The organism is Myxococcus sp. CA005 (assembly GCF_006518205.1).
Classification (GTDB): domain Bacteria; phylum Myxococcota; class Myxococcia; order Myxococcales; family Myxococcaceae; genus Myxococcus; species Myxococcus xanthus.
The window spans coordinates 27,978-50,138 of sequence record NZ_SRLV01000016.1 but is presented as its reverse complement, the minus strand read 5'-3'; the positions used below and the strand labels follow the sequence as shown (position 1 = coordinate 50,138).

General features: G+C 67.3%; 16 protein-coding genes. 2 read left to right on the top strand and 14 right to left on the bottom strand.

The window, feature by feature from the left end:
• Position 1 precedes the first annotated feature (1 nt).
• From FMQ63_RS09865 to FMQ63_RS09800, 14 genes are all read right to left on the bottom strand, one after another.
• Entirely contained in the window at positions 2-1,108 is a 1,107-nt protein-coding gene (locus FMQ63_RS09865) for an LLM class flavin-dependent oxidoreductase (RefSeq protein ID WP_020478106.1), read from the bottom strand.
• Positions 1,105-7,371: a beta-ketoacyl synthase N-terminal-like domain-containing protein gene (locus tag FMQ63_RS09860; protein WP_011553948.1), complete on the bottom strand. Its 6,267-nt coding sequence runs from the start codon at positions 7,369-7,371 to the stop codon at positions 1,105-1,107. The genes FMQ63_RS09865 and FMQ63_RS09860 overlap by 4 nt, the downstream gene beginning before the upstream one ends.
• 11 nt (positions 7,372-7,382) lie before the next feature.
• Positions 7,383-8,126, bottom strand: coding sequence for a polyketide synthase (locus FMQ63_RS09855; protein ID WP_011553949.1), 744 nt, complete (start codon positions 8,124-8,126; stop codon positions 7,383-7,385).
• A 14-nt stretch (positions 8,127-8,140) separates the two neighbouring features.
• On the bottom strand, positions 8,141-8,929 hold the full coding sequence (locus tag FMQ63_RS09850) for an enoyl-CoA hydratase/isomerase (protein ID WP_011553950.1): 789 nt from the start codon (positions 8,927-8,929) through the stop codon (positions 8,141-8,143).
• Between the two features lie 7 nt (positions 8,930-8,936).
• Positions 8,937-10,190 carry a beta-ketoacyl synthase N-terminal-like domain-containing protein gene (locus FMQ63_RS09845; RefSeq protein WP_011553951.1) on the bottom strand — a complete coding sequence of 418 codons (1,254 nt, stop codon included), beginning with the start codon at positions 10,188-10,190 and terminating at the stop codon, positions 8,937-8,939.
• A 61-nt stretch (positions 10,191-10,251) separates the two neighbouring features.
• Positions 10,252-12,216, bottom strand: a complete 1,965-nt coding sequence (fabD, locus tag FMQ63_RS09840) for an ACP S-malonyltransferase (RefSeq protein ID WP_216608643.1) — start codon at positions 12,214-12,216, stop codon at positions 10,252-10,254.
• A gap of 37 nt (positions 12,217-12,253) precedes the next feature.
• Positions 12,254-13,585 carry a cytochrome P450 gene (locus FMQ63_RS09835; RefSeq protein WP_020478107.1) on the bottom strand — a complete coding sequence of 444 codons (1,332 nt, stop codon included), beginning with the start codon at positions 13,583-13,585 and terminating at the stop codon, positions 12,254-12,256.
• A 144-nt stretch (positions 13,586-13,729) separates the two neighbouring features.
• A complete protein-coding gene (gene lspA / locus FMQ63_RS09830) occupies positions 13,730-14,230 on the bottom strand; it encodes a signal peptidase II (protein ID WP_225909289.1) in 501 nt (166 codons plus the stop codon).
• Between the two features lie 42 nt (positions 14,231-14,272).
• Positions 14,273-15,523, bottom strand: a complete 1,251-nt coding sequence (locus tag FMQ63_RS09825; protein WP_011553955.1) for a hydroxymethylglutaryl-CoA synthase family protein — start codon at positions 15,521-15,523, stop codon at positions 14,273-14,275.
• Positions 15,516-15,779, bottom strand: a complete 264-nt coding sequence (locus FMQ63_RS09820; protein WP_228556399.1) for a phosphopantetheine-binding protein — start codon at positions 15,777-15,779, stop codon at positions 15,516-15,518. Before FMQ63_RS09820 ends, FMQ63_RS09825 begins: the two co-directional genes overlap by 8 nt.
• Positions 15,772-16,749, bottom strand: coding sequence for an LnmK family bifunctional acyltransferase/decarboxylase (locus FMQ63_RS09815; RefSeq protein ID WP_011553957.1), 978 nt, complete (start codon positions 16,747-16,749; stop codon positions 15,772-15,774). Before FMQ63_RS09815 ends, FMQ63_RS09820 begins: the two co-directional genes overlap by 8 nt.
• A 22-nt stretch (positions 16,750-16,771) precedes the next feature.
• A complete protein-coding gene (locus FMQ63_RS09810; protein WP_011553958.1) occupies positions 16,772-18,034 on the bottom strand; it encodes a hydroxymethylglutaryl-CoA synthase family protein in 1,263 nt (420 codons plus the stop codon).
• A gap of 9 nt (positions 18,035-18,043) precedes the next feature.
• Positions 18,044-18,283, bottom strand: coding sequence for an acyl carrier protein (locus tag FMQ63_RS09805; RefSeq protein ID WP_011553959.1), 240 nt, complete (start codon positions 18,281-18,283; stop codon positions 18,044-18,046).
• A 73-nt stretch (positions 18,284-18,356) separates the two neighbouring features.
• Positions 18,357-18,863 (bottom strand): transcription termination/antitermination NusG family protein, encoded by a 507-nt coding sequence (locus FMQ63_RS09800; RefSeq protein ID WP_011553960.1) that lies wholly within the window; start codon positions 18,861-18,863, stop codon positions 18,357-18,359.
• A gap of 739 nt (positions 18,864-19,602) precedes the next feature.
• On the opposite strand from FMQ63_RS09800, the gene FMQ63_RS09795 reads away from it, so the two are divergent.
• A complete protein-coding gene (locus FMQ63_RS09795) occupies positions 19,603-20,436 on the top strand; it encodes an MBL fold metallo-hydrolase (protein WP_026114111.1) in 834 nt (277 codons plus the stop codon).
• Positions 20,437-20,450: 14 nt separating this feature from the next.
• A complete protein-coding gene (locus FMQ63_RS09790) occupies positions 20,451-22,040 on the top strand; it encodes a sigma-54-dependent Fis family transcriptional regulator (protein ID WP_011553962.1) in 1,590 nt (529 codons plus the stop codon).
• Positions 22,041-22,161 lie beyond the last annotated feature (121 nt).

Below are 22,161 nucleotides of genomic sequence, written 5' to 3'. Positions count from 1 at the left end.
CTCAGCAGTAATCCGCCACGAGTTTTTCCAGGTACGGCAGCGACTCCATGACCAGCGGGTAGTCGACGCCGAAGTCCACGAGGCACGCGATGTCGTTCACGCCCGCGGCGATGGTCTTCTCCACCATCCGCCGCGCGTCGCCGACGTCACCGAACAAGGCCCCGGTGGAGAAGTAGCGCTCATAGGCGTACTCCAGGATTTTGTTCTTCTCCGCTTCGCCAATCTCCTTCAGGCTCACCTTCCCCGCCGAGCCCAGCCCCGCGGCGAGATGGGCATCCAAGGAGCTTCGGATGTACTCCTTGAATGGCGCCTCCACCGCCCGGCGGACCAACGCCATGTCGCGATGGACCAGCGTGTGGAGCATCAAGGAGACGATGCCGGTCTCCGGGTCATGGCCCGCTTCCTTCCGAGCCTGGCGGTAGAGGGCGATCCGGTCACGAAGGACGTCCAGGTCACAGCCATACAGCATGGTGAAGACGTTGAAGCCGAGCCGCCCCGCTTGCGCGAAGGCATCCGCGTTCTGGGTGATGAGCAACCAGACATTCAGTTCCTTCTGCACCGGCCGGGGATAGACGGTGATGGGGATGTCCACACCGCCCGGCCCTGGAAAGGGCACCGTCTCCCCGCGCCAGAGCCGCCGCACGATGTCGATGCGCTCCGCGCAGATGGCCCGCCGTTTCTCGTAGGCGTCGGGGGCATAGATGAAGTCCGGCTTGGCCCAACCGGAGCCGAAGCCCAGGTCCACGCGTCCACCGGACAGGTTGTCGTTCATGGCCCACCACTCGACGACCTCGGCCGGATGGTGCAGCGGCAGGCTGATGCCCGCCGTCCGGAACCGGATGCGCTTCGTCTGGGCAATCAGGTACGAGGCCATCACCGCCGAGTTCGCGTAGATGGAGCCGAACTCACTGAAATGCCGCTCGGGGATGTAGACGGCGGTGAAGCCCTTCGCGTCCCCGAACAAGGTGACGTCGCGCATGAAGCGGTACTTCTCCGCGCTGGAGATGTCCTTGCGCACGTCCGAGAAGAACAAGAAGCTGAAGCTCACCTGCGAGCGCCGCTGGCTGGGAGGCCGAACGCCCAGGAGCTCTTCGAGCGACATCGTCATGATTGCCTCTGGGGAGATTGAGCGGCCAGGTGGCGAATCAGCGCCCGGGCCGTGGAGAACTCCAGGAACCACCGAGGCAGGATGGGCATCGCCAGCTTCTTCTCCAGCCGCGTGGCCAACTGGGTCGCGGAGATGGAGTCCATCCCGAAGCTCTGGAACGTCTGGTCGTCCGAGTAGTCACCGCGCAGCTTCAGCACTTCCGTGAGCGCATCCCGGACCGCGCGTTCGAGCGCTTCGCCACCGGTCGCCAGGCGACGAGGAGCCCGCTCCACGGGCGCGGAGAACATCAGCCCGTGCGCTCGCTCAACCAACGCTGTCGGCACCTGCTCCAGGTCGTAGTCCGCCAGGAACGCCGCCACGGCCGCAGGCGCGGGAGCGCCACCCGCTTCGAAACGCCGCAGCCCCTCTTCCAGCCCGGCCCACGGGGATGAGGCGCTCGGTTGTGTGTCGTTGCTTCGCGCCAGGCCGAAGACACGTCGAGCCAGCTCCAACGAGGGAGTCCTGACCAGCGCCACCACCGGCTCGGAGAGCTGAAGGCTCTGGTCAATGGCCTCCAGCGCCTGCGACGGCTCAATCAGGCCCCAGCCCATGGCCGCGAACCGTTCATCGCGCCGCTCCGGCATGTAGCTGTCCACCGTCCAAGGCCCCCAACACTGGGAGACCGTCCGGCCAGAGCGCTCCCCACGCTTCACCTGCTCGTTCCGATGGCGCGCGAAGGCGTTCTGATAGGCCGTCGCGTAGCCATAGTCGGACGAGCCTCGGATGCCGAAGGCGGCCACGGACGAGAACAGCAGGAAGAGTTCCAGCGGTTCGTTCGCGGAGACTTCGTCGAGCAGCACCGTTCCCCGGGCCTTGGCTGCGACCACCCGTTCGAAGGACGCCCAGCGCTTGGAGTAGATGGGGCTGTCCTCGACCAGCCGAGCCAGGTGGAGGATGCCGTGGAAGACGCCCACCCGCGCCTTGGCCTCCGCCCACGCGCCTCGCAAGGCGGCCGGGTCGGTGATGTCGACCGGGAGGTACTCGACCTTCGCCCCAAGGGAGCGAAGCGTCTCCAGCTGCGCCTCCCGGACCGGGTCCAGGGAGCTTCGGGAGAAGAACACCAGCGTGGGCTGGTACCGGCGGGCCATCTGTCTGCAGACCTGCTCGCCCACCGGCCCCAGGCCTCCCGTCACCAGGTACGTGCCTCCCTGCCGCAGCTTCGGGAAGTCCGTCCGTGCCTGCTCGGGTGGCACCTCCACGAACGTCGCCAGGGCCCGCTGCGCCTGTGCATAGCGGACCTCGCACGGCGTGGCGCAGACGTGGCTGCCAACGATTTCTGGCGACGCTTCCGGGTCGGAGAGCCATTCCTGCAACAGCGCCTGACGAGGAGACAGTGCCGCTCCGTCCGCGCTGAAGCCCACCACCTTCCAGACATGGGCCGCGTTCTCCAGCATGGCGGACCGGATGAACCCTCCAAGCGCCTCGGCGTCGATGGCCGACTGCGACGGGCTCACTTCATGGAGGTGATAGAGGCGGACAGCACGCTCCCCCGCCGCGCGCATCAGCGTCTGGCTGATTCGAAACACGGTCTGCGCCGCGCGCAGGGCGCCCTGTCCCTCCGGCTTCGAGGCCCCCAGCGAGAACACCACGTCGGGAAGCACCGGGAACGGATTGCCGTCGAGCGCATCACCGAAGTCGCGGGCGTCCACGGAATGGACTCTTGGAGCACGGTCTCCCAGCCCCGCACACGCCGCTGACAGCAGGACCTTGAAGGACGCCAGGTCGTCCGCCTCCTGGTAGACGATGGCGATTTCCTTGCCCGCGTAGCGCGCCAGACGGACGCGCCAGTCGATGCCATCCTCCAGCGCCGTGGGCACCCACTTCTGGGCCACGCACAGCCAGGAACCGGCACCCGCCTGCGGTTCGCGGACAGGCGCCTTCACCACGGCGGGAATTCCGTCAGCAGCCTCCTTCGGGTGCAACCAGTACGAGTCACGCTCGAAGGGGTACGCCGGCAGCCGCAGCCGACGCGTCAGGAGCGCACTGAACATCGGCTGCCAGTCGAACTCGGAGCCCAGCAGGTAGAGGTCTGCGAGCGCGCAGAGGTCGTCATGGAACCCAGCCCCCTCGCGCGCGGCTCTCAGCAACACGTCGTGTGGGAAGACCTGCTGCAAGCGCTGGAGGAAGCGCTGCTTGCGCAGACTGTCGAACTTGGTCGCTCCCACGGTGGAGGCCCGGCGCCGCTCGGCCAAGGACAGTTGCTCACACAGGTCCCCATGGCTCGACACCACGTAGGCGGAGCGATGTCCCCAGTGCGCGCGCCCCATGGCCAGACTGGCGCTGACGTCGCCCAGGTCTTCCAGGGGATTCGCCTGGAGCCAGGTGAGCAGGTCCGCCTCACGCCGCTCCAGCGCCCGTTCGGTCCGAGCCGACAACAGGACGAGATACCGCCCCCCAGCCCCCACGCCATTGCTGACGGGCCTTGTCGCCACGTGCTCCCGCACCAGGACGTGCGCGTTCGTGCCACCCGACCCGAAGCTGCTCACGCCCGCCACGCGACGGGCCTGTCCCTCCGACAGCTCCCAGGGATGCTCCTCGTGGCTCACGTAGAACGGGGTGCCCGTGAAGCCAATCCGCGGGTTCATCTGTTCGAAGTGGAGGTTCGCGGGAATCCGCTTGTGGCCCAGGCACAGCAGCGCCTTGAGCAGGCCCGCCGCGCCCGCTGCCGCTTCGAGGTGCCCGATGTTCGTCTTCACCGAGCCCACCGCACACCGCCCGGTGGAACGCGTCCCCTTCGCCCGAGACATGCGGTCGAAAGCGGTGACCAGCCCCTTGGTCTCCACCGGGTCGCCGAGCGAAGTGCCCGTGCCGTGCGCTTCGATGTAGCCGACTTCCTCGGGCGCCACGTTCGCAGCCTGGAGCGCCTTGCACACCAACTCCGCCTGCTTCTGCGGGTTGGGCGCCGTGAGCCCCGCGGTCCGTCCACCATGGTTGACGGCCGAGCCCATCACGACGCCGTAGACCGGATCCTTGTCCGCCAGGGCCTTCTTCAGCGGCTTGAGAAGGAAGACCACCGCCCCTTCCCCACGGACGTAACCGTTGGCGCTCGCATCGAACGTCTTGCACCGCCCGTCCTCGGACAGCATGCCTGCGCGCTGGTAGCAGACCGTGTTGCTCGGCTCGCAGATGAGGCTGACGGCGCCGACCAGGGCCTGACCGCACTCACCGCTCCGCAGTGCTCGCAGCGCCTGGTCGAGTGCCACCAGCGAGCTGGAGCACGCAGTGTCCACCTGCACGCTGGGACCGCTGAAGTCGAAGAAGTAGGAGATGCGGTTGGGGATGACGGACGTGGACGTGGCCACCGCGTATTGCGGAGCGATGTCCCGCCCGTACTTGTCCTGGAGCGTCTTATAGTCGGAGCCACTCGCGCCGACGAAGACGCCGGTGTCGCTTCCCGCCAGACGCAAGGGATCGTGCCCCGCGTCCTCGATGCACTGCCAGCTGAGTTCGAGCAGCAGCCGCTGCTGCGGGTCCATCAACTCGGCTTCCGCCGGGGAGATGTTGAAGAAGGCCGCGTCGAACCGGTCCACGTCACTGGCATGCGCGACATGGCCCGAGGCGGCCGCATGTCCCAGGCCGGACCAGCGCCAGCGGATGTCCTCGAGCGTCCCGACGAGGGACTGACGAGCAATCAGCGTGTCCCACAGTTGCTGCGGCGTCTGGACACCGCCGGGCAGGCGGCAGGCCACGCCCACGATGGCAATCTCCTGGTCACTCACCTCGCCCGAGGGAGCCGGCACGGGCGCGGGACGCAAGGGCGCGGACACGGGCTGCGCCACCACCGGCTGATTCCGGCCGGCGAGGAACGCGCCAATCCGGTCCAGGGTGTTGTGCTCGAAGAAGAAGGTCTCCTCCAGCTTCAGCTCGAAGCGCCGGCCGATGTGCTCGGCGAGCTCCATCAGCCCCACCGAGTCGACGCCCAGTTCCATCAGCGGAAGGTCCAGCCGGACCGCCGCCGCGTCGCACTCGACAATCCGTGCGACCACCTGACGCAGGTAGTACTCGGTCTCCGTGGACGCCACGCCACGGGCCGTCACCGCTGGAGCAGGACTCGCGCTCTCGGCGTCTTCGACCGGGGCATCCCGGCGAACACGGTTGTGCACGTCATAGCGCACCATCACGCCATGGCCGTGGTTGTCCGCATCGCGAACCCGGTAGCCCACGACCAATTCGCCCAGCTCTGCGCCGTGAATCTGGTGGAAGCGGAGCACGGGGTCCACGGACAAGCCGTGCTCATCGCGCACGGCGACGTACTGTTCGAGGGACAGGTGCGCGTGGCGGCCATACGCCTTGCAGCGAGTCACCCCCACCACCGATGCCACGTCATTCGACAGTGCGCAGTACTGCAGCATGAACTCGAGCAGCCGGTCTCCCAGCCGCGAATGCTGCGCGCTCGGCGAGACGTTGACGCCCAGGAGCTGGACCACTGGCCCCGTGTCCGTGTGGAGCGTGTCGACCGTCTCAGCCGTGGAGCCCTGGAGCACGCCGTCATCACGGATGCGCTGGGAGTAGATGGCCCCGACGACCTGTCCCTCCAGCTCCAGCACCAGTTGGCCCTGAGGGTACTTCTCGACGCGGGCTTTCAGCACGGCGTCCGGCGCGCGCAGCTCCGCGTCCCAGCACTCGCGCTCCAGCCGCTCCAGTGCCGGCAGGTCTCCGAGTCGCGCCCACCGGATGCGATAGGATCGCTTCTCGAACTGCGTGAGCGTCATCCGGGTGAACGACAGCGTCCGCGGGAAACGGCGGATGACGTCATCCCTGGCGAACAGCCCCGCCTGCGCGGCCGCGAGCAGGAAGTGGTTCGCCTCCACCAGCATCTGATGCGAGAAGCGGTGGTAGGCGTCGAAGTGGAGGCTCTCGCTCTGACTGAGGTTGCCGCGAACCACCGGCGCCGGCAGGCAGTGAACCTCCAGGATGACCAGGGGATGCCGGTGCAGGATGGCGGCCCAGCGCTCGAGGTGCTCCACCAGGCTGTGGAACACCTCCGCCGGAACCACCTCCTGGCCCGCCTTGCCCACGAACACCGAATCGAACGGAATCCGGGCGTGGAGCCCCGCCCTGTCCGCGGGAGGCTGGTAGGGACGGTCGTGGTCGAGAAACGAGCGGATGTGCAGCGTATTCTCAGGCTCGGCTAGCCCGCGCGCCCGCAGGTCCTCGATGAGACGGTCCGGCCGCGCCACGTCCGCGCGCAAGGCAACGTGCTCCAACCCGGCCAGCGTCCGCCCAGCGGCTTCGAGCGCCTTCTCGTTGAAGTCCGCGGCGATGAGCGTGAGCGGAAACCGGTCGAGCGCCCTTCCCCGCCGCGTGTGCCGAAGCACCGTTTCATACACCCGCTTCAGGAGCGTGCCGTCACCGCACCCCATGTCCGCGATGTAGCGCGGCTGTGCCGACAGGTTCTCGGCATCGAAGACGGTGATGATGAGCTTCTCCAGCTCCGCGAAGTACTTCCGGTGCTGGTGGCCGCTCCCAATCACGTTGAGGGTTCGGTCCAGGTGCAGTTCGTGGCCCGCTTCGTCCCGCCCGAAGACCTGGTCGCAGTCACCGAAGAGCAGCTGCGGCATGCTGGCCAGCATCGGCCGGTACGAGCCGACGATGGCGAAGAGCAATGCCCGCTCGAAGATGAAGGCGCCCTTGGGCGTGAGCTCCGCGTCGACGGCGTCCTCACGCGTCCACTTCTGCGCGGAGAAGAACCCGGCCAGCTCGTGTTGGACGGCCTCGGGGACGCACGTGTCCCTTCCATCCCCCCCGGACCACAGGTCGGACAGACGCCTCGCCTCCTTGAGGCCCCCACGCTGCTCCAGCGCGAGCATCAGCGGCGTGATGATGGCGCCGTCGAGCAGCTCGCGCACCAGCGTGTCATCGGTATCCCACGACGCCCGAGAGCGCTCGAACCACGGCGCCAGGGACAGGCCGTCCTCCCCGCGCAGGTACCGGTCCATGGGCAGCGCGAAGAGCGACTGCGCCTCGCGGGGGAAGGACCGATGCGCGGCCGCCGCCGCCGTCACCGCGTACACGTCATCCGCGTCGCGGCGAACCCAGCCGAGCGATTCGAACATCCTCATCGCGACGCGCAGATGTCCCCGGTTGGCACGCAATGCCTCCGCCAACCGGTCGAAGTCCTTCGGTCCCTGCCGCAGGAGTTCGAACAGGCCAGCGTCGTTGCAGGCCAGGACCACGGGCGTGACCACATAACCGTGTGCGTGGTTGTTGATCAGGTTCAACATAGGGGCGCGCCTCAGAGGAACAGCTGCTCGATGCGCCTCCTCACGTCGTCGTGATGGAAGGTGATGCCGTGCATCTCCAGCTCACGCTCGATGACGTCCGGAAGCTCTCGGCGGATGTCGCGAACCAGGTGCCGCTTGAGCGTCACGAGCGACAGCCGAGGTTTCGCGGCCAGGTCCCTCGCAATCTCGTAGGCGTGGGGCAAGACTTCCTTGCGCGGCAACACCGGAAAAGGCACGCCCCGCTTCTCCAGGTCGGCGCCGCGGTAGTTCCTGGCGTTGAGCAGGAGCTCATGCCCGAGCGAGTACCCCAGCCGCTTCGGCACGATGTACGTGGCGCCCATCCCCGGCGTGAAGCCGTAGCGCATGAAGTTCGTCGTGTAGACGCTCTCCCGGCTCAGGACCACGAAGTCCGCGAACAGCCCCATCGCGAACCCGCCGCCTACGCCATGTCCCTGCATGGCGGAAATCACCGGGATGTCGCACTCCAGCGCGAGGCTGTAGAAGTTGGTGACGTTGAAGGAGCCGATGCCGTCGCAGATGGACAGCAGGCCGGCCTTGGTCCCGCCGAGCGCGAAGTAGGTGTCGTAGCCGGTGAGCACCACCGCGCGGTAGCGCTCGTTTCCATTCACCTTGCCGAACACGGTGATGAGCTCGCGCACGAGCTGCTCGCTGAACATGTTCTTGTTCTCGCGATCCACCAGGGTGATCTGCGCCACCCCCTCCTCCACCTCATGGAGCGTGACCACCGGCGCCATTGGCGTTCCTTCCGTCATGATTCCCATGGGAGTCGGCCTGTCTCCACGTAGCGATGGATGGCTTCCAGCGTGGCGCGGTCGGAGAACATCGCCTCATTGGCGGAGATGGCCCGGGGCATGGCCGCGAGCAGCTGGCCGCCCAGCTCGGAGGCGTACTTCTTGTACTGGGTCACCGCTGGCTTCGACAGGCACCGCAGCCTGCGCAAGTGGAGCCGCAACAGCTTCTCGCTATCGGCGTCCACCGCGTCCGCCAACCCCCAGCTCAGCGCCTGGGCCGCGTCGATGGGCCGCGTCATCAGCGTCAGGTAGTGCGCCCGCTGGATGCCGATTCGCCGGGCGAGGAACGGCATCACGCAGGCGGGGAACAGCCCGAACAGCAGCTCGGAGAGACTGAACTGGACCTCCGCCTTTGCCAGCACGATGTCGCACGCGGCGACGAAGCCCAGGCCGCCCGCGTTGGCCTTGCCCTGCACATGGGCGACCGTCACGTAGGGGCCTGTCGCCAGTTGCAGCCACAGCCGGTACAGCTGCTCCGCGTTGCCTTGCTCCCGGCGGCCGTCGTCGACCCGGTCGTGGATGGCTCGAAAATCCGCGCCCATGCAGAACACGTGTGGCAGGCCTTCGAGCACCACCGTGGTGGCGTGCTCCTCACATAACGTGAGCACCTGCTGGCACTCGTCAATCAGCGTGCGGCTGATGGTGTTGTCCGCATCCGGCCGGTGGAGCTGGAGAAAACAGGTCTGCGCCTCGAAGCGGACCCGGAGCGTCTGGTAGTCGCGGTGCGGAGGGGAAGCGGCTTGCATGGGCGTGTCAGCTCTCCGTGGCGCTCCGGCGCACGGCGACAGCGGTGTTGATGCCGCCGAAGCCGTAGGCGAGCACCAGCGCGTTCTGGAGGGACTGGGCCTCCGCGGTGGCCCCCACCCAGCGGAACGATGAATCAATCGGGTCCACCAGGTTCAAGGACGGGTGCAGCCGGCCCTGCTCCAACTGGACCAGCGTGGCGATGAGCCCCACGGCACCCGCCGAGGACAGGCCATGCCCGGTGATGGACTTCGTGGTGTTGACCCGGGCGTGCGTCAGGCCGCACGCCTTCAAGGCCCCCAGCTCGATGGCATCCCCCTGACGCGAACCGCTGCCGTGAGGATTCACGTAGTCCACCCGCTCCGGCGCGAGGTCCGCGTGCCGCAGCGCAGCCCCAATCACCTGCGACTCCCCTTCGATGGACGACAACGGGCCGCGGCTCGCGTCCAACTGCATGGCCCAGCCCGACAGGATGCCGCGAGGAGTCACCCCGCGTCGCCGAGCGTGCTCCGCAGACTCAACCACCACGGCGCCGCACGCCTCTCCAAAGATGAAGCCATCACTCTCCCGGTCGAAGGGCCGGCAGGCACGCTCCGGCTCCCGCGCGAACCGGTCGGTGCCCATCGCGCCCATGGCCCGCAGGCCCTGGCATTCCCAGTAGGAGACGTCCATCAGCGCCCCCACGGCGATGCAAACGTCCACCCTTCTTGAGAGCACCGCCTCCGCGGCCTGGATGACCGCCAGCAGGCCACTGGCCGATGCGCCTCCCACCGTGAAGGACATCCCGTGGATGGCGAACTGCTGCGTGCAGAGGCCCACGAGGTCGGTGTCCATGAAGGTCGACCCGTAGGCCGCCCGCAGAAAGGGCACCCGCTCGCGATAGGCGTCTTGCATCAGCACCAGGTCGCGCTGCTGCACGTTGGTGCCCCCCACCACCAATCCAATCCGGTGTCCGGGGACGGCCTGGAGGCGCGCCGCGTTCCAGGCCTCGTGGACGGTCACCAGTGCGGCCTGCCCCGAAAACGTGGCCGAGCGCCACAGTTGTGGGGTGACGCCTTCGGGCACGGCCAGCGAGGCGATTTCCGCCCCCAGGTGGGCCGTCGTCTGCCCGTTGGCCTGATGCTGACGGCCCGGCCGCTCCATCACCCGGAACCGTGCCGCGCCCTCCAGCAGCGCCGAGGTGAAGGACGCGGCCCCCTGGCCAATGGCGGAGGTGACCCCGAACCCCGAGACAACCAGCTCCTGCACAGGTGAGGTGGACATTCAGTGGTCTCAGCAGCCGGACGGCCCACCGGCCGAGGATTTCAACGACGCTCCGGAGGGCTCAGGCATTCGCCCACTTCGCGGGCGCGGCGGTGGCCGGTGCGGGGGCGCCCCGCTTGTTCGCGGTGATGAGGCGGGTCAGCACGCGGCCGGGGCCCAGCTCCTCGAAGTCCTCCACGCCCTGTTCCAGGAGGTAGCGGACGGTGGCCGTCCACTGCACCGGGCTGCGCAGTTGCAGAGCCAGCCCCTGCACCACGTTGTCATGAGCGTAAGGTCGGCCCGTGACGTTGGAGATGACCACGCACCGGAGCGGCGCGTACTGGAACTGAGACAGGAAGCGCTCGAACTCGCTGGCGGCCGGCTGCATGTAGCGCGAGTGAAACGGCGCTCGCACGTTGAGCGGAACGTACCGCGCGCCACGGTCCACGAAACACTGCCGTGCCCGCTCGATGTCCTGCGCCGGTCCGGAGACCACAATCTGGTCGGGCGAGTTGATGTTGGCGATATCCAGACTGGTCAGCTGACGGTCTCGAAGGACCTGTTCCACGGCCACGGCATCACAGCCCACCACCGCGGCCATGGTCCCTCCGGACGCGCCGCTCATGAGTTCGCCCCGCCGCTTCACCAGCCGCAGTCCCGTCTCGAAGTCGAAGGCCCCCGCGACCAGCAGCGCGTTGTACTCGCCCAGGCTGTGGCCCGCGACGAAGGCCGGCTGCTCCGCTCCTTCACGCAGCCGCTTCAGGTAGCTGAGCGCGTTCACCACGTACAACGCCGGCTGGGTGAACTGCGTCTGCGCCAGCTCCTTGCCTGGGTCCTCCAAACAGAGACGCTTGATGGAATACCCCAGGATGGCGTCGGCGATGTCCGTCAGGTCCGGGAACTCGTCGAAGAGCGCGGCCCCCATGCCGCGCTCCTGCGAGCCCTGCCCCGGGAAGAGCGCGGCCTTGCGGGCATTCACCGGCGCGCTCGCCGCTCCTCGGGTGTGCAGCGCCCAGGGCGAGCTCGGCGGCGGCGGCACCTGCGCAGGCGCCCTGGGTGCGGGCGCCTCCGTCATCGCGCAGCTCCGCGTCACCCCATCGAGCTCCCGGTCGATGCGGGAGAAGGGGCTGAGCAACGGGAAGAGCCGTGACGTGGAGTCCCGCGCGAGGATGCGCTTGATGATGGTCGCGAAGGACGCGGCGGGGCCGACGTCGATGAAGTCGCAGCCGCCCTGCCCCTCCAGTTGCAGGACGGTGTCGTACAGCTGGATGGGCGCGCGGACCACGTTCCAGAAGTGGTCGCTGCGCAGGTCGTGCACCCGGTTCGCGGTGGTGCACGAGTACATGGGGATTCGCGGCCACGTCAGCGAATCCGCGCGGACGCGGCTTCGGTACTCCTCCCTCAGCGGGTCCAGGTGCGAGGAATGAAAGGGGTAGCGCACCGGCAACCGGTGGAACGCCACCGAGCGTTGGGAGAGTTCCTGCTGAATCCGTCCCAGGCCCGCCTCATCCGCCGCAAGGACGAAGTTCGACGGGTAGTTGATGGCTGCAACCTCGCCATCCCGCGCGACGGACGTGAAGCCCCGGCAGGCTTCCAGTTCGTGAAGCACCGCGAGCATGCCGCCCCGCGGCGCCGTACGGGCAAAGAGCTGGGCCTGCGCCGCCACCAGGGCCACGGCCGCGTCCACTGAGATTGCGCCCGCAATCGCCGCCGCCGCCACCTCGCCCATGCTGGCGCCCACGACAGCGTCCGGCTGGATACCCCGGTCGATGAGCAGCCGCGCCAGCGCATGCTCAATCATGAAGATGGCGGGAAAGGACACCAGGACATCGTCGAGCGGATCCAACCGCGCGGCGCGCGCGTCATAGATTCGCTCGAGAATCGAGTGCCCCAGCCGCTGCTTGAATTGCTCGTCCAGCTCCAGCAGCTGCCGCTTGAACCCCGTCTGGGTGTCAAACAGCTCCTTGGCCATGAAGTACGACTGGGTGCCCTGGCCGGAAAAAAGAAACACCTTCCGCCGTGCCTGTTTCGACACTGAATCGACCATGATGTTCACCGCGCTGGAGATGGTGGGGCCAAGCGGTTCAGCTCGGCAGCCGCGACTCGACGATGATGGGCACGCCCTGAGACGGCGCCAGCGTGTTGCTCCGGCGCACCACCTTCGCGTGGTAGCCGGGCCTGGTATCGAAGCGCATGCGGCGCACCGTCTCCGAGACGAAGATCTTCATCTCGTAGTAGGCGAAGCTCGTCCCGATGCACTTCCGGATGCCCCCTCCGAAGGGGAAGTAGTGGAACGGATTCACCCGCTCCTCCAGGAAACGCTCTGGCCGAAAGACCTTCGGGTCTCCCCACAGGTCCGCGCGATGGTGCGTGCCGTAGATGTTGGGCGACAGCACCACGTTCGCCGGGTACGTCGTTCCGCCAATGGTCTGTGGCTCCTTGAGCACGCGAGCCACCAGGCTGAAGACGGGCGTGATGCGCATCGTCTCCTTGACCACGGCATCCAGGAACTTCAGCTCGTTGATCTTCGCCAGCGGCAGCACGCCGTCCACCGTGTGGGCCGCGATCTCCTCACGCAGCTTGCCCATCGCATCCGGGTGACGGCAGAGGTGGTAGACGCACCACGCGGCGATGGTCGCGCTCGTCTCGTGGCCCGCCATCAGCAGCGTCATCAGCTCGTCGCGCAGCTCCTGGGGCGTCATCACGGAGCCGTCGTCGTAGTGCGACTGCATCATCAGCGAGAGCACGTCCTGCCGCCCGCTGATGTCCTGGCTCCGGCGGTCCTGAATCTCCTGGTAGATGATGTCGTCAATCGCCTTCAGCGACGCGAACACGTCCAGGGAGGGAAACGCCTTGCCCACGGCCCGCGCGAAGCCCTCGGCGGCGGGCTTGCCCTCCCCGTTCGGGAACAGGAACAGGGCCAGCTTGAGCACCTGGTGCACGTGGTGCCGGAACTGGGCAATGGTCCGGGCGTCCTCCAGGCCGAAAATCACCCGGAGAATCACCTCCAGCATGATCTGCTGCGTCTCTTCATGGACCGCGAACGGCTTCCCGACGGGCCACCGGTCAAGCGCCGCATTGACGATGTCCCGGATGACCGAGCCATACGCATGCATCCGTTCACCCAGGAAGGTGGGCATGATGAGCTTGCGATCACGCCGGTGCCGCTTCCCGTCCAACACCAGCAGCGAGTTCTCACCCACCACCGGCTTCAACCCGTTGTTCGCCTTCCCTCCGAGGAAGAGGTCCGGGTCACCCTTGAAGATGACCTCGATCAAGGCGGGATCGCTGGTCTGGATGAACGGCGGCGTCCCCGGAATCTTGAGGGTGAAGGTGTCACCGTACCGGGCGGCGCAGCGGTCCAGGAACTCCGTGGGCCGCAGGAACAACATCATCAACTGCGCGATGCCGGGCATTGCCGGACCGCGAGGCAGTGCCTGGGCGCCGACGGGCGCGACAGGCGGTGGTTTTGACAAGGCGTGGTCCGGCTCAACTGGCTCTGAGGTCCCCATGAACTCCAGTCCTTGGCCCGGCGGCCGACCGCACACCCATGGCGGGGCCTATCCGGGAGACAACTGCTGACGCGGCTCGCGGAACGACTCCAGGATCATCAGGGCGGCCCCTACGACTACCGCTGTGTCCGCGATGTTGAAGGAGGGCCAATAGAAGCGGTCCCCCACGTGCCATGACACGAAATCCACCACGTAGCGCAGGCGCACCCGGTCCACGTAGTTGCCCAACGCGCCGCCAATCATCGTCGCCAGCGACCAGCGCTGGAGCTTCATCGTCGGCGGCGTGTAGAAGTAGTAGCCAATCAGCAACACGATGCAGATGGCGCCCACGACGTAGAAGAAAGGCATGCGCCACTCTTCGCCGAAGCTGGAGAACAGACCGAACGCACCCGCTCGGTTCTCCACGTAGTGGAAGTGCCACCAGCTATCGAAGACCGCGACGGGCCTTTTCGCCCCGTCGCGCGCCATCTGTTTGGTGACTTGATCGGCCGCGAACCATGCGCCGCCAACGGCAAGGAGATAGCCCAGGCGGGCAGGCCAGTTCGTCAAGGAAGGAGTGTTCATTCGTCGGAATTGGAGGTGGCGTATGAGCTACACCCACTCGTACTGACGATGATAGTCCACGACCCTTCGCAAGGCGAGCATGCGCGGGCGGCTCGCCGTCCGCGTCACCAGCGGGAGGTAGCGCTCCACGTCCACGTCCCGGTTCTTCGTTGGAACCAGACAGCGAAGGTTCTCTTTCAGCAATTCGACATATTGGTCGAACGTGAGCTGGCGGCGCCCCCGGAGGTGGCCACCGATGTCCAACCCAGCTAGCGCGGACACGGACTCCGGGCCGATGACGCCGCTGAAGAACTCCGACGAGCAACCCGACCCATAGGAGAACATTCCCACCCGAGCGGACCGCTCGGGCTTGATGGTGTCGATGATGCTGCACAGGCTCAGGTACACGGAGCCGGAGCACAGGTTCCCGACCAGACTCGGGTACTGCAGTGACGGCTTCACGCGCCGGCCGAAGTCCGCTTCGATTTCGTCCACGTCGCACGGGGTGAGCTCGCGCATCATCTTGCGGTGCCCGGCCTTCACCAGTCCGGCGAACGGCGTGTGCATCGCCAGGTAGTCGAACGTCGACACGAAGTCGACACCGTCCACCCGGCGGCCATACGCGGCGAAGCTGTGCTTGAGGCAGTCCAGGTACGTGAAGAGCGACCGGTCCACGTCGCCGATATCAATCTCCGGCGAGGGCCGCGCGGTGTCGAAGACGTCGTAGCTGTAGTTGCCGAACGCTCCCAGGTCCATCTTCATCACGCGCGGCTCGTCGCCCAGCAGCACGGCGACGCCGCCGGTGCCCATCGCCGGCTCGGAGTACAGACCGCTCTCGTCCACCAGCGTCACGTCCGTGGCAATCACCAGGGCCTTGGCCCCCGGTGACACGCCCGACGCGATGTAGCCCAGCGCTAGCTGGAGCGCTCCGGTGGCGGCGTAACACGCCTGCTTCACCTCCAGGAACCGGCAGTGGCGGCTCAGCCCCAGGTGCTCGTGCGCATACGAGGAGATGGACTTGCTGAAGTCCACGCCGGACTCGCTCGAGGTGACCAGGAGCTCGATGCGCTCCCGGGCCTCGGGCGACATCGCGTCCAGGATGGGCCGCGCCGCATTGACCGCGTTGGTGACGGGGTCCTCGAACGGCAGCGCGACGCCGCGCTCCTGCATCATCAGGTTGGAGAATCGCTCGGGGTCCAGCCGCCGGCCCCGGAACAAGTCCAACACCGGAATGGAGGCGGCGCCGCCGTAGGCGTTGATGGCCTCGATGCCGACTCCGCCGGGAACCCGCTCAGCCACCCGCGACCTCACCGGCCAGGAACGCCACCAGCGCGTCGATGTTGCGGATGTCGGCGAACTTCGCCAGTGGCGTCTTCTGCAGCCGCAGGCTGTCCAGGATGGACGTGAGAATCTCGACCCGGTCCACGGAGTCCGCGCCCAGCTCGCGGAGGTTCAAGTGGCCCGCAATCTCGTTGGAGCGCACGCGGGGCAGGACGCGCACGATGGACTGGTGCACGACTCCGCGGATTTGTTCGTCTGTCATCGGCTCACCCACGGCGGCCTCCTTCCGAAGCGGCGTCGAAGCGCACCTTGACCGTCGCCACGGCGATGTCCCGGCCCTGCGCGCCCTCGCGCATCTTCACGTTGAACAGCTCTTCCCCGCCGCCCACCCGCTCCCAGTGCTGCACGTCGATGTCGAAGGTGGTGTCCAGCGCCGCGTTGCCGAGGAAGCACAGTTGCTGGTCCAGCACCACGCGCGACAGGAAGGCCTGCTCGCTGCGTCCCTGGTGCCTCGCCAGCTGCCAGATGGCCCAGTCCACCATCGAGAAATACGACGCGAAGTAGATGAGCCCCACCCCATTGACGTCCCGGATGACGTCCACCGCGTAGCGCAGCGGGAAGCGGTCCACGGTCAGCCGGTACTCCGCGGAGTCCACATCGTGAAAGGTGCCCCGCGCCCGCGCGTCCCCATAGGCCCGCCGCGGCGAGTATTCGTCCGGCAAGAGCGGCAGGTGTGCGTACTGGAACCCCACGGGCGAGGACTTGATCAGGCTCTCGTTCGACTTGCCGTCCGAGCGCGTGATCCACCGGTTGAAGGTCTCCGCGTAGATGCGGCCTGGCTGGGGCTGCTCGTACAGCTCTTCATGGCCGAAGGCATCCGCCTCCGGAGCGCCGCCCTCCGCCGTCTTGCAGATGCGGTGCACCGTCAGGACGGATTCGCTGCCGAAGTTGTACGCCTTCGACGTGACGTCCAGCGTGTCGCCGAAGCGCAGCGCGCCGGGATGCAGCGCGGGCGTGCCCCGGATGCGGAAGTAATAGAAGGCCAGGTAGGTGGGCGCGCCTGAGGCGTTGGTCGCGGTCAGCACGTCCGTGCCACACAGGCGGCTGACGGTGTCCCATGCCCAGTCGCCAATCTGCCCGGCGAACAAGGACGTCTGGCCGCACATGCTGGGGGTGATTCGCAGCCGGCGGCTCACCGCGCTGTCACGGGCCGTCAGGGGGACGGCCGTCGCTACGCTGGACATGGCTTTGCTCGAAGCCCCGAGGCTAGGAAATCCATTGGTAGTCGCGATGGAAGTCACGAATCGCCGACAAGAAGAGCAAGGGCCTGCCCCACCCGCCCGGCCGGATGCTGCCGACGACACCGAAATCCAGCTCGGCGTTCCGGGTCCCGAAGCGCACCAGGCCGTTCCCCTTCAGCAGCGCGTCGTAATCCGGCATGGAGAGCTGCTGCCGGCGCCCCAGCGCTTCTCCCAGCCCCAGGGCGCGCTGCCGCTGCTGCCCTTCCTCCGTCACCACGCCGCTGAAGAACTCCGAGCTGCACCCCGAGCCATACGAGAAGCAGCCAATCCGCTTCGCGGTGGCGAAGTCGCCGTGGTCGATGGTCCCGAGGAGCGAGAGCGCCATCGTCGCGCCCATGATGTTCCCCACGCGCTGGCAGTAGGTCAGCCCGGGGGCCACTCGCCGCTGGAAGTCCGCTTCGATGTCCCCGCGGTTCTTGCCGGAGAACTTGCGCATCATCGTGCGGTGGGCGCCCTTCACCATGCCGCCAAACGGCGTGTGGAAGGCGAGGTAGCCGAAGCTCTCCGCGTAGTTCGCCGCGGGGACGCGGCGGGTGTACTCCCGGAAGGCGTTCTCACAGCAGTCCAGGTACGAGAGGAGCGACAGGTCCGCGTCTCCCGCTTCGCTGTCCGCCACCGGGCGGCAGGTATCCATCACCTCGTAGCCGTAGTAGCCGTTCGCCCCCACGTCGACGCGGAACACCCGGGGCGTGTCGCTCACCAGCATGGCCACCGCGCCCGCACCCGAGCTCGGCTCCGCGAAGGACCAGTCCTCCGTGGAGGCATCTCCCCCTTCGGCGATGGAGAAGCGCGACAGGTCGGAGGCCACCACCAGGGCCTTGGCCCCCGGCGACACGCCGGACAGGATGAAGTTGACGGCCATCTGCAGCCCGGCGACCCCGGAGTAGCAGGCGCTCTTGAGCTCGATGAGCCGGCAGTTGCGGCTCAGCCCCAGGTGCTGGTGCAGGTAGGTGCTCATGGCCTTGCCGAAGTCGAACGAGGACTCCGTGCAAGCCACCAGCAGCTCGATGCTGTCCCGTTCCGCCGCGGTCAACTGGTCCAGGATGGGCCGGGCGGCATTCACGCCGTAGGTGACAGGGTCCTCATAGGGGAGCGGGACGGTCTTCTCCTCCATGAGCAGGTTCGCGAAGCGGGAGGTGTCCAGGCCACGGTGGGTCGCCAGCTGCAACACATCCAACCTGGCGATGCCACAGTAGGCATTCATGGCTTCAATCCCGACCGGCCCCATGGCTTCGCCTCACAGCCTCGCGTGAAGGACGTCCACCAGCCCGCCAATGGTCTTCGCGTCAATCAGCTCGACCCGGGGGATGTTGAGCGCCAGCTTCTCCAGCGTGAGGTTGACGATTTCGGCGCGGTCGAGCGAGTTCGCGCCCAGTCCGACCAGGTCATCCTCCGGCTCGAACGGATGTGATTCGAGTTCGGGTACCACCTCCCGAACACTGCTGGTGACGATGTCGAAAATAATTCTCTTGTCCATGGAACGACTCACGGTCCCTGAAGCCTTGCTGCGGGTCGGGGTGATGAAGGAATGGAAGGGGATGTCCGCGGAATCAGTCGGTGATCGGTTCCAGTTGCTCGGCGCTCACCTCCACGGACACCGAGCGCTGTAGCAGCCCCACGGAGACAATGAACCGGAGTTGGCTCTTGCTCGTCACCAGACTTCCTTCCAGACCTGTCAGGGGCCCTTCGATGATGCGCACGCGCTGCCCCACCCGCAGATAGTCACAGGGATTGGAAGAGACACCCGAATCCGCGACCCGGCGGATGGCCTCCAATTCCTGTGCGGGCACGGCTTCCGGCCCCGCGTCACCTCCGAGCAGCCGGATGACCCCGGGCGCCCGGACGATGCGGTACGGATTGAGCGGCTGGTAACGACAGAAAAGGTACCCGGGGAAGAGCGGAAGCTTCGCCTTCACACCCGAGGACTTGGGAGGCGTGTACGTCGGCAGGAAGAACTCGTAGCCGTGTTTCCCCAACTGAGCGGCAGCCACTTTCTCGTGATTGACGCGGACGAGCAATGCAACCCAATCGTTCTCAGCACACCGCGGCCCAGGCATTGCAACTTCCCCCCAGCCTGCTATTTCTCAGAATCTGGCAATAACTGGCACACCAACCGAATTCTGGTCGGGCTGCCGCCACAACCCCCGCCGCATCCTTGCGTTCAAACCGCTGACAGCCCCGTCTCAAATTCCGGCTGCCTGGGTCCGCGAGGATGGCGTTCTGGAGGCCCTAAGGCTCGGCAACGACACCGTTTTCATTGTTTTGCATACGCTTCCATGAGGCAGCGTGTCAAGCAAACCGCCCTGAAGGATAAACACCGTTGAAGCTGGAAACACCCCAAGCGTGACGAGAGCGTGACTGCCTTCAACGGCGTGGTTACGGCCCGAGGATTGCTAAACCTGCACTCGAGAGCCATTGAATCACTCTGGAGTGAACGGAAGCCGGCGCATTCCCAGAACCCAGACGGTTGTGTCCGAGGCTCCGACAAGACTTGAAACACACAGCCCCGCTCGATGCCGGGTGCAACCTCCTGGACGCCTTCCCGCATCGGGAGAGATCTGAAGACAGGACTGCCGTGGGACGTTGGAAGACGTGCCCGCCGCCCCGTCCTGCGGGCGACCTGCACCGCTTTGGATCGCCCGCACCAGGCGAGCGCGATCCATTCTGGAGCACCGGTGGACGAGCCCGAGGCCCGCGCTCCTGATTCCGGGCATTTGGGAATGGCACACCCCGTGCTCTGAGGCTCCGGGCATGAGGGCGTCCCAGGCGGAGGCCCCCCATTCAAGGAGACTTACGATGGAAGTCCGGTTTCATGGCGTTCGGGGGAGCATCGCGGTGTCGGGCTCGCGCATTGGTGGCAACACGGCCTGCGTGGAGGTGACCAGCCAGGGCCACCGCCTCATCCTGGATGCGGGGACGGGCATCCGCGCACTGGGCGAAATCATGATGCGCGAGGGCGCGCCCCAGGAGGCCACGCTCTTCTTCTCGCATCTGCATTGGGACCACGTGCAGGGCTTCCCCTTCTTCACGCCGGCCTGGCTGCCCACGTCCGAGCTGACGCTCTACGGTCCGGGCGCGAATGGGGCCCAGGCGCTCCAGTCCGAGTTGGCCGCGCAGATGCAGCCGCCTCATTTTCCGGTGCCGCTGAGCACCATGCGCTCGCGGATGGACTTCCGCTCGGCGTTGCATGCCCGACCCGTGGAGGTGGGCCCCTTCCGCGTCACGCCCATCGACGTGCCGCACCCGCAGGGGTGCCTGGCGTACCGCCTGGAGGCGGATGGCCACTCGTTCGTCTACGCCACGGACGTGGAGGTGCGGGTGCAGGAGCTCGCGCCGGAGGTGGGCCGCCTCTTCGAGGGCGCGGACGTCCTGTGCCTGGATGCGCAGTACACGCCGGACGAATACGAGGGCCGCAAGGGCGTGGCGAAGAAGGGCTGGGGCCACTCCACCATGATGGATGCCGCGGGCGTGGCCGGGCTGGTGGGGGCGCGCCGGCTGTGCCTGTTCCACCATGACCCGGCGCACGGCGACGACATGCTCGAGGACATGGCGGAGCAGGCCCGCGCCCTCTTCCCCGTGTGCGAGCCCGCACGCGAAGGCCAGCGGCTGGTGCTGGGCCGCGCGGCCTGAGAGGGGGCAGTCCCATGCCCTCTGGATGTTATGGTGCGGCCTCCGCCTTCGTCCTGCCGCCGTTGCCCGCCATGCCCCAAGCCCCCTCGGACGTCTCCCAGGTCCTCCTCCCCTTCGGAGGACTCGTCGGCAGGGAGGTGGACCTCGACGCGTTCCTCCAGACGCTGATGGACCGCATCGCCATCACCCTGCAAGCGGACCGCGGCACGCTCTGGCTGCTGGACCCGGCCCGCCGCGAGCTGTTCAGCCGCGCCGCGCACCTGCCCGAGGTGTCCCAGATTCGCGTCAAGCTGGGCCAGGGCGTCGCCGGCACCGTCGCCAAGGCGGGGCACGCCATCAACGTGCCGGACCCGCGCGGCGAGCAGCGCTTCTTCGCGGACATCGACCGGATGACGGGCTACCGCACCACCAGCCTGCTCGCCGTGCCACTGCGCGACGGGGACGGCGCCCTCTACGGCGTGCTCCAGGTCCTCAACCGCCGCGGCGAGGACCGCTTCACCGACGAGGACACGCAGCGGCTCACCGCCATCGCCTCGCAGGTGAGCACCGCCCTCCAGAGCACCAGCCTCTATCAAGAGCTCCAGCGCGCGAAGGAGCAGCCCCAGGTACCGGTGGGCTACTTCTTCAACCGCATCATCGGCGAGTCCCCGCAGCTCCAGGCCATCTACCGACTGGTGCGCAAGGCCGCGCCCACCGATGCGACGGTGCTGCTGCGCGGCGAGAGTGGCAGCGGCAAGGAGCTGTTCGCCCGTGCCGTCCACGTGAATGGTCCCCGCAGGGACCAGCCCTTCATCAAGGTGGACTGCGCGGCGCTGCCCGCCACGCTCATCGAGAACGAGCTCTTCGGCCACGAACGCGGCGCCTTCACCGGCGCGGACCACCGCGTGCCCGGCAAGTTCGAGGCGGCCAGCGGCGGCACGGTGTTCATCGACGAGATTGGCGAGCTGCCCCTGCCGGTGCAGGGCAAGTTGCTGCGGGTCATCCAGGATCGCGAGTTCGAGCGCGTGGGAGGCACCCAGGCCGTGAAGGTGGACGTGCGCATCGTCGCGGCCACCCATCGGGACCTGGCCCGCATGGTGGCCGAGGGCCGCTTCCGCGAGGACCTCTACTACCGCATCAAGGTGGTCGAGGTGGTGCTGCCGCCGCTGCGGGAGCGCGGCGCGGAGGACATCGAGCGGCTCGCCCGCCACTTCGTCGCCGCCGTCGCCCGGAGGCACCGGCTGACGCCGCCCCGCCTCAGCGCCGCCGCGGTGGAGCGCCTCAAGCGCTACCGCTGGCCCGGAAACGTGCGGGAGCTGGAGAACTGTATCGAGAGCGCCGTGGTGCTCTGTGAAGGGGAGATTCTCGAAGAGCACCTGCCCCTGCCCGATGTGGACCGGGCCGCCCTGCCGCCTCCCGCAGCCGCTCAGGGTGTCAACGCGCCGACTGCGCCTGCGCCCCTGGATGCGGGCCTGCTGCCACTGGCGGAGGTCGAACGCCGCCACATCCTGCGCGTGCTGGACGCCGTGAAGGGCAACCGCACCGCCGCGGCCCGCGTGCTGGCGATTGGCCGCAACACGCTCGCGCGGAAACTCAAGGAGTACGGATTGGGCGACGAGCCCTGACGCACCGCGCGGGGGCGGCTCCCACCCCACCCTCCAGGGCATCTGTCCGCTGACCACCGGTCTTTTCTGGTATCCGCCTTGTTCCGAGCTGGGCAACGGCGTACGACGAAGAGACCTCCGG

Excerpts from the sequence above, each read along its gene's own strand:
- FMQ63_RS09865 (WP_020478106.1), bottom strand. The coding sequence starts at position 1,108 with ATGACGATGTCGCTCGAAGAGCTCCTGGGCGTTCGGCCTCCCAGCCAG.
- FMQ63_RS09860 (WP_011553948.1), bottom strand. The coding sequence starts at position 7,371 with ATGTTGAACCTGATCAACAACCACGCACACGGTTATGTGGTCACGCCC.
- FMQ63_RS09855 (WP_011553949.1), bottom strand. The coding sequence starts at position 8,126 with ATGGCGCCGGTGGTCACGCTCCATGAGGTGGAGGAGGGGGTGGCGCAG.
- FMQ63_RS09850 (WP_011553950.1), bottom strand. The coding sequence starts at position 8,929 with ATGCAAGCCGCTTCCCCTCCGCACCGCGACTACCAGACGCTCCGGGTC.
- FMQ63_RS09845 (WP_011553951.1), bottom strand. The coding sequence starts at position 10,190 with ATGTCCACCTCACCTGTGCAGGAGCTGGTTGTCTCGGGGTTCGGGGTC.
- fabD (WP_216608643.1), bottom strand. The coding sequence starts at position 12,216 with ATGGTCGATTCAGTGTCGAAACAGGCACGGCGGAAGGTGTTTCTTTTT.
- FMQ63_RS09835 (WP_020478107.1), bottom strand. The coding sequence starts at position 13,585 with ATGCCCGGCATCGCGCAGTTGATGATGTTGTTCCTGCGGCCCACGGAG.
- FMQ63_RS09815 (WP_011553957.1), bottom strand. The coding sequence starts at position 16,749 with ATGTCCAGCGTAGCGACGGCCGTCCCCCTGACGGCCCGTGACAGCGCG.
- FMQ63_RS09810 (WP_011553958.1), bottom strand. The coding sequence starts at position 18,034 with ATGGGGCCGGTCGGGATTGAAGCCATGAATGCCTACTGTGGCATCGCC.
- FMQ63_RS09805 (WP_011553959.1), bottom strand. The coding sequence starts at position 18,283 with ATGGACAAGAGAATTATTTTCGACATCGTCACCAGCAGTGTTCGGGAG.
- FMQ63_RS09800 (WP_011553960.1), bottom strand. The coding sequence starts at position 18,863 with ATGCCTGGGCCGCGGTGTGCTGAGAACGATTGGGTTGCATTGCTCGTC.
- FMQ63_RS09795 (WP_026114111.1), top strand. The coding sequence starts at position 19,603 with ATGGAAGTCCGGTTTCATGGCGTTCGGGGGAGCATCGCGGTGTCGGGC.
- FMQ63_RS09790 (WP_011553962.1), top strand. The coding sequence starts at position 20,451 with ATGCCCTCTGGATGTTATGGTGCGGCCTCCGCCTTCGTCCTGCCGCCG.